At 74.7% G+C, this 6,309-nt stretch carries 7 protein-coding genes; 4 read left to right on the top strand and 3 right to left on the bottom strand.

Going from position 1 to position 6,309, the window contains the following annotated elements; all coding sequences use genetic code 11:
• Window positions 1–60: 60 nt before the first annotated feature.
• Entirely contained in the window at window positions 61–351 is a 291-nt protein-coding gene (locus NT8_RS29335) for a TFIIB-type zinc ribbon-containing protein (protein WP_067968338.1), read from the bottom strand.
• Window positions 352–660: 309 nt separating this feature from the next.
• Between NT8_RS29335 and NT8_RS28620 the strand changes: the two genes are divergently transcribed.
• Both NT8_RS28620 and NT8_RS13015 read left to right on the top strand, forming a co-directional pair.
• Window positions 661–1,107, top strand: coding sequence for a DUF485 domain-containing protein (locus tag NT8_RS28620; protein WP_245646160.1), 447 nt, complete (start codon window positions 661–663; stop codon window positions 1,105–1,107).
• Window positions 1,104–2,792, top strand: coding sequence for a solute symporter family protein (locus NT8_RS13015; protein WP_067968336.1), 1,689 nt, complete (start codon window positions 1,104–1,106; stop codon window positions 2,790–2,792). Before NT8_RS28620 ends, NT8_RS13015 begins: the two co-directional genes overlap by 4 nt.
• 39 nt (window positions 2,793–2,831) lie before the next feature.
• On the opposite strand, the gene NT8_RS13010 is transcribed toward NT8_RS13015, so the two are convergent.
• Complete coding sequence (locus tag NT8_RS13010; RefSeq protein WP_067968332.1) at window positions 2,832–4,049, bottom strand: hypothetical protein; 1,218 nt, start codon at window positions 4,047–4,049, stop codon at window positions 2,832–2,834.
• A gap of 186 nt (window positions 4,050–4,235) precedes the next feature.
• Window positions 4,236–4,481, bottom strand: a complete 246-nt coding sequence (locus tag NT8_RS13005; protein WP_067968328.1) for a hypothetical protein — start codon at window positions 4,479–4,481, stop codon at window positions 4,236–4,238.
• A gap of 194 nt (window positions 4,482–4,675) precedes the next feature.
• On the opposite strand from NT8_RS13005, the gene NT8_RS13000 reads away from it, so the two are divergent.
• Both NT8_RS13000 and NT8_RS12995 read left to right on the top strand, forming a co-directional pair.
• Window positions 4,676–5,602 (top strand): CRISPR system precrRNA processing endoribonuclease RAMP protein Cas6, encoded by a 927-nt coding sequence (locus NT8_RS13000; protein WP_157515752.1) that lies wholly within the window; start codon window positions 4,676–4,678, stop codon window positions 5,600–5,602.
• Window positions 5,603–5,682: 80 nt separating this feature from the next.
• Window positions 5,683–6,018 (top strand): hypothetical protein, encoded by a 336-nt coding sequence (locus NT8_RS12995; protein WP_067968323.1) that lies wholly within the window; start codon window positions 5,683–5,685, stop codon window positions 6,016–6,018.
• Window positions 6,019–6,309 lie beyond the last annotated feature (291 nt).

The raw sequence follows: 6,309 nt of genomic DNA, 5'->3' as shown, positions 1-6,309 counted from the left end.
GTCCGCACCCTCCCGGGTGCGGGCGCGGGCCCGCCGCGTGTTCCGCCGCCGTCCGGACGCTCAGTCGAAGATCTCGTCCAGGAAGCTCGACTGCCGCCGGCGGCGCTCGCCGTGGTAGTCGCCGCGGTCGTCCTCGTCGAGGTCGACGGCCGCCTCGGCGCGGCGCCGGCGGCCCCCGGTGTATTCGGCCTCGTGGCCGCGGCTCCACCGGTGCTCGGCCTCCAGCAGGTCCTCCAGTTCACCGCGGTCGAGGAAGATGCCCTTGCACTTCTCGCACTGGTCGACGGTGACGCCGACCAGGACCCGCCGGGACAGCGAGCCGGGGCATTTGGGGCAGGAGAGTTCGTTCATGCAGGCTTTGATACCGCACCCGCCCGCCCGGTTCCACCCGATCCGCGCCGCCCGGCGTGCGGCCGCCGCCCCGCCCGCACCGGAAAAGGGCGGCCGATATCCGCATTCCGCGAACACGCGGCCACCAGCGCGGATATGGTGTTTCCCCACGGCCCTCGGACGGTGACGGCGGAGTTTCCTTCCCGCCGCCCTCGGGGCCGTTCGCCGCCCGCCGCCGGATTCACGGCGCGGATTCCGCGGCGGGGGGAGTCTTTTCCGGACGCGCGCCCGAACGCGCGCCTCCGTCGAGCGTTCTTTTGGGGGAGAACCGTGGTCGACCATCTCGAAGGCGTGGCCGCGCCGGTGCCGGCCGCACCCGGCGCGGCGGGGCCGTACACCGTCCATGACCGGCGCGTCCGCATCGCGGGACCGGCCACGCCGGCCACGCCGGCCGAACGCGCCGCCGCCGATCCGCGGTTCGCACGGCTGCGCCGCCGATTCCTCGTCCAGACCGTCCTCCTCACCACCGCCGTTCTCGGCTGGTATTTCGCCTATCTCTTCCTCTCCGCCTACGAGCGCGCGTTCATGGCGCGCCAGGTGGTCGGATCGGTGAATGTCGCCCTTCTGTTTGGAATCGGGCAGTTCGCGTCGACATTCGTTCTCGCGTGGGCGTTCACCGCTTACGCCGCCCGCCGCGTCGACCCGCTCGCGGCCGACATCCGCGCCGCGGCCGGCGCCCCCGACACCCCCGTCGCCACCGACGGTGGTCGGCGGTGAGCGCCGCAGCGGCCGCCGCCGGGTCGGGCAGCGTGCACCTGTGGACGCTCGGCCTGTGCGCGCTGCTCATCGCCGCCACCCTCGTCGTCACCGTGCGCGCCCACCGCTCCACCCGGGGGGCCGTCGACTTCTACGCCGGCGGGCGTTCCTTCAGCGGGGCGCAGAACGGCATGGCGCTCACCGGCGACTACCTGTCCGCCGCGTCCTTCCTCGGCATCGCGGGCATGATCGCCCTCCAGGGCTACGACGGGTTCCTCTACTCCATCGGGTTCCTCGTCGCCTGGCTGCTCGTCCTGCCGCTCGCCCAACTGCTGCGCAACACCGGCCGCTTCACCATGGCCGACGTCCCCGGGTTCCGCATGCGCCGCATGCGCGTCCGCCTCGCGTGCACCACGGCCACCGTCACCGTGTCGGTGTTCTACCTGCTGGCGCAGATGGTGGGCGCGGGCGCCCTGGTCACCCTGCTGCTGGGCGTGGGCGACGGCGGCGCGCCGTTCGGCCTGGCCCCCGGCCAGGCGCGCACCGGCGCCATCGTCCTCGTCGGCGTGCTGATGATCTGCTACGTGATGTACGGCGGCATGAAGGCCGCCACCTGGCTGCAGATCATCAAGGCGTTCCTGCTGCTCGGGGGCACGGCGCTGCTGTCGGTCGCCGTGCTGGCGCTGTTCGGGTTCGACGCCGGGGCGCTGCTGCGGGCCGCCGCCGACGCCAGCGGCGAGGGGCGCGCGTTCCTCGAACCCGGGCTGCGGTTCGGCGTCGAGGTGCCGGGCGACCCCGCGCAGACCCTGGTCAACAAGCTCGACCTGTTCAGCCTGGGACTGGCGCTGGTGCTGGGCACGGCGGCACTCCCGCACGTGCTCACCCGCTTCTACACCGTGCCCGACGGCCGCGCCGCCCGCTCCTCGGCGCAGCGCACCATCCTCTACGTGGGCGCCTTCTACCTGATGACGCTGGCGCTGGGGTTCGGCGCGGCGGCCCTGGTGGGCCCCGGCCGCATCGCCGCCCAGGACCCCGCGGGCAACACCGCGGTGCCGCAGCTCGCCCAGGAGATCGGCACCCGGCTGGGTGGCCCGGTGGGCGGGGCGGTGCTGCTGGCGCTGATCTCGGCGGTGGCGTTGGCCACCATCCTGGCCGTGATCGCCAGCCTCACCCTCGCCTCCTCGACCTCGATCGCGCACGACTTCTTCGGCCACATCCTCATGTGGGGCCGGGCCAAGGAGTCCCAGGAGGTGGGGGTCGCCCGGTTCTCGGCGCTCGTCGTGGGCGGCGCCGCCATCGTGCTGGCGGTGCGCGCGCAGAACCTCAACGTCGCCTTCCTCGTGGGGCTGGCGTTCGCCATCGCGGCGGCCGCCAACCTCCCGGTGATCGTGCTGACGCTGTTCTGGCGCCGGTTCAACACCGCCGGCGTCGAGTGGGGCGTGTACGGCGGGCTGGGGGCGTCGCTGCTGCTGGTCCTGCTGTCGCCGGTGATGTCGGGCAAGAGCGACCCGGTGACCGGCGAGAACCTGTCACTGCTGCCGCCCTGGATCGACATCCAGGTGTTCCCGCTGGAGAACCCGGGCCTGGTGGCCATCCCGTTCGGGTTCGCCTGCGCGGTGCTGGGCACCCTGCTGTCGCGCGAACGCGACCCCGTCCGGTACCGCGAACTCCGCGTGCGCTCGCTGACCGGCATCGGCGCCAGCTAGCCCGCCCCGCCTGCGCCGGGCCCGCCCCGCGGGGCGGGCTCACTCGGCGTCGGCCACCACGTCGACCAGCGTGTCGAGCAGGTCGGCGCGGGCGTCGTCGTCGTCCAGCGCCGCGGCCCAGGCGGCCGGGACCGCCCACGAGCGGGCCTTGAGGTGCGCGTCGAGGAACCGGTCGAGGGCCGCCACCGGGTTGGCGGCGTAGTACACGGGGTTGCGGCGGGCCTGGGTGACCAGGGTCCAGGCCGTCCACCGCAGCCAGGCGAGGTCGGACTCGGGCACCGGCGCGGGGCGGGCGGTCTCGGGCGAGGCGGGCGGGGCGGCGGCGCGCCCGGGGTCGGCCACGGGGCGGTAGGGGGCGCTGCGGGCGCGGCCCCGGGCGCGCTCCAGCAGCTCGAAGTGCTCGGGCATGCGCTCGGCCAGGCGGCGCAGCACGCCGGTGAGCAGCCGGGCGAGGTCCTCGGGGCCCACCCCCTGGAGTTCGCCCGCCAGGCCGACCCGGCGGCGCTCGTCGGCGGTGCGGGCCCGCGCCGGGTCGACCCCGGCGGCGAGGTCGGCCAGCTTGCGCAGCAGGTAGTCGCCGGTGGGCACCGACACCAGCGGGCGCTCGCGCAGCGACACCACGGCCCGGCCCGTGCGGTCGGCCACCGGCACCGCGCCCGACTCCTGGGTGAACCCGTGGTCGGGGACGTGGCCGGCGACGACGGCGTCGGCGGAGTCGTCGGGCTGCTCGTCGGGCAGGTCGACGGCGGGGTGGCCGAACCCGGCGGCCAGGACCAGCGCGGCGAGCGCCTCCTGCTCCAGCACGGTCGGCGCGATCGCGGCCGCCACCGACTGCTGGCGCGCCCAGCGGCGCGGCCGCTCGGAGAACGCGCAGCGCAGGGTGCGGCCGGACCACTGCGGGTAGACCAGGCGCAGCCGGGCGAACGCGCGGTCGGTCTCGGTGTCGCGCAGCGCGAACGCCAGGCGGCGGACCTCGGCGGAGGCGGCGGAGTCGGCGGCCAGCGCCGCGGCGGCGTCGGCCATGCGGCCGGCGATCTTGGTGCCGGGGGAGCCGGCGTGCTCGGGGCAGGTGCAGTGCTCGCTGAGCAGGGTGACGGCGGAGTCGAACTGCGCGGCGTGGCGCTCGCACGACTGCATGGTCTGCGGCGCGTGGCGGTGCGCGCCGGTCTCGCAGCGGCCGCACCCGAAGGCGCGGGTGAGCGCGTGCAGGAACGCGGTCGAACCGAAAAGGTCCGAGAACAGGCAACGCGTGCTCAAGATCCTTCTTCTCCCCGGGGCACGGGGCTGAGGCTCTTCCCCAGCTCCTCCGGGAAAGTGCATAGAAGAAGGACGGCGGTGCTCGTGACACACCCACGCCGGCTGGCACCGGGATGCCGCCATGGTGACGCGCGCGGTCACCTTCAAAGGTAAAGCGCGGGTCGAGGGCGCGTCAAGGCGCGTCGGCTACGCCGAACGGCGCCGGTACCGTGCGGCCAGTTCGGCCAGGTGCCGGGCGAGGTCGTGGGCCGGGATGCGCGGGGCCGGCGGCGGCTCCGGCGGCGGGTCGTCGGGCGGCGGTCCGCCGTCGTCGGCCAGTTCCCGGTCGAGCTCGGCGAGCCGGTGGTCGACGTAGGCGTCCAACCAGGCCCGCTGCGCCGGCGGGGAGACGTCGCCGGGCGGCGGCTCCGGGTGGTCGTCACCGGGACTCATGGGCGTGGGCGCTCCGTCCTGCGCGGGGCGGTCGGTGGTCCGGCGCCCCGTTGTCGTATCGGGAGTTGCGTGCTGACCCTTCTCGGACGGCGGCGCCCGCGCCGTCCGATCCTGTCCGAGAGCTATGGGTGCTCCGGACCGGAATCCGCCGGGTCCACCCGCGAGGTCGAGACGCTCGACGAGGGAGAGTGACGATGCCACGACGCTGGACGCTGGTGCTGCGTGATCACGCCGACGCCGCCCGGCCCGTGCGCGCTGTCGACTGCCACGGGCTGCTCAACTCGTGGTGGCCGCAGCCGGACGCCGAGCACGGCGCGGCCAAGAAGTGGGCCATGAACGGGTGGCCGCAGCCCATCGCCGACCGGCTGTGGGTGTGGTCGCTGACCTGGCTGGACGATGCGGTCCCGCCCCTCACCGACCCCGCCGACCTGGTCGGCCGCGTGCAGCGGGTGGGCGACCACCTGTTCGAGCCGCTGTCGGTCACCTCGGTGCACGCCCGCGGTTACGCCGACATCCTGGGGATGCCGGTGCGTACCCCGATGAGCGCCGAACTGCACACGGTCAGCCCGGTGGTGTCGCTGGTCCGCGGCGCCGACGGCGAGGACGGCTTCCAGGCGTGGCCCGGCCCCCGCCTGCTGTTCGGGGCGGTGCACCGCTCGCCGACCGGCGGGCTGGGCGGCAGCGGGGCGGTGGGCGCGGTGGCGCGGTTCGCGCCGCGCGAGGTCGCCGAGCCCTGGCTGCGCCGCATCGACGAGGTCACCACCCGGCTGCGGCGCGGGTCCGACTCCGCGGCGCCCATCCGCGCGGCCGAGCACCCCGGCCCGGCCGGGCGCACGGTGCCCGGCTGGGAGGGCGGGCTGCGGCTGAGCCTGCCGCACGGGTCCGACGTGCGGCACATGGCCGACTTCGGGGCCCTGCTGGAACTGGTCGAACTCACCGGTGTGGGCAAGTACACCGCGCAGGGCTTCGGCGCGCTGCGGGTGGACACCCTCCACACCTCCCACGACGTGGCCGCCGGTCGGCGTCGACCGCCCACCCGGGACCGCCGGCGGCCCCGGCCTCCGCGTCCGGTGTACGCGGAACATCAGGAACAGGAATTCGACGGGCTGCTGTTCGACTGACTCCGGACGCCGCGGGTGACGCCGCGCTGCATGCCGGGTTCGGCGGCCCGCCCGGTCGGCTCGGGATGTGAGAGGGAAGTATGCGAGTTCCGCTGGTCAACCTGACACCGCACGAAGTGACCATCTTCGACGCCAACGACCGGATCCTCGTCCGTTGCCCGGCCGCGACCAAACCCGTGCGGGTCGCCGTCGACCGCTGCGAGATCGGCCGTATCGAGGGCATCCCCGTGGTGTCCGAGGACTACGGCCGGGCGCTGCTGCCCGACCCCGCCCGGGGCATCTGGTACATCGTGTCGGCGACGGTCGCGCTGGCGCATCCGGAGCGCCGCGACCTGCTCGTCCCGACCGACCTGGTGCGCTCGTCGGACGGCACCATCCTGGGCTGCAAGGCCCTGGGCCGCCGCAACGGCACCTGAGGGGGTGCGGGCATGCGGAACGGGCGCCTCCGGTCCGGGGGCGGCCATGCCCCCGGACCGGAGGCGCCCGCGGCCGCCGCAACCCAAGGCCGGATACCCGGCGGGTGCCATTCCGTCTGCCGGGGGCGGGCTGGGCGGACCCGTGCGCTGGAGAGCCAGGTGTTGAGGAATTCCGTCTGCCGGGAGGACCGACCCTGGACGGAGCGGCCGTCAACAACTGGCGTTGTTATCCCGTCGACCGGGAGGTGGTGACGACGATGTCCCAGGGCCGCGCTCGGCGTGGTCGCTCTA

The organism is Nocardiopsis trehalosi NBRC 14201, from assembly GCF_001552555.1.
In the GTDB taxonomy this organism is placed as follows: Bacteria; Actinomycetota; Actinomycetes; order Streptosporangiales; family Streptosporangiaceae; genus Nocardiopsis_B; species Nocardiopsis_B trehalosi.
This window is presented reverse-complemented; position numbering and strand designations above follow the sequence as displayed.

What these genes read in the sequence shown, in the direction of transcription:
- NT8_RS29335 (WP_067968338.1), bottom strand. Translation starts at nt 351, where the DNA reads ATGAACGAACTCTCCTGCCCCAAATGCCCCGGCTCGCTGTCCCGGCGG.
- NT8_RS13000 (WP_157515752.1), top strand. Translation starts at nt 4,676, where the DNA reads ATGCCACGACGCTGGACGCTGGTGCTGCGTGATCACGCCGACGCCGCC.
- NT8_RS13005 (WP_067968328.1), bottom strand. Translation starts at nt 4,481, where the DNA reads ATGAGTCCCGGTGACGACCACCCGGAGCCGCCGCCCGGCGACGTCTCC.
- NT8_RS12995 (WP_067968323.1), top strand. Translation starts at nt 5,683, where the DNA reads ATGCGAGTTCCGCTGGTCAACCTGACACCGCACGAAGTGACCATCTTC.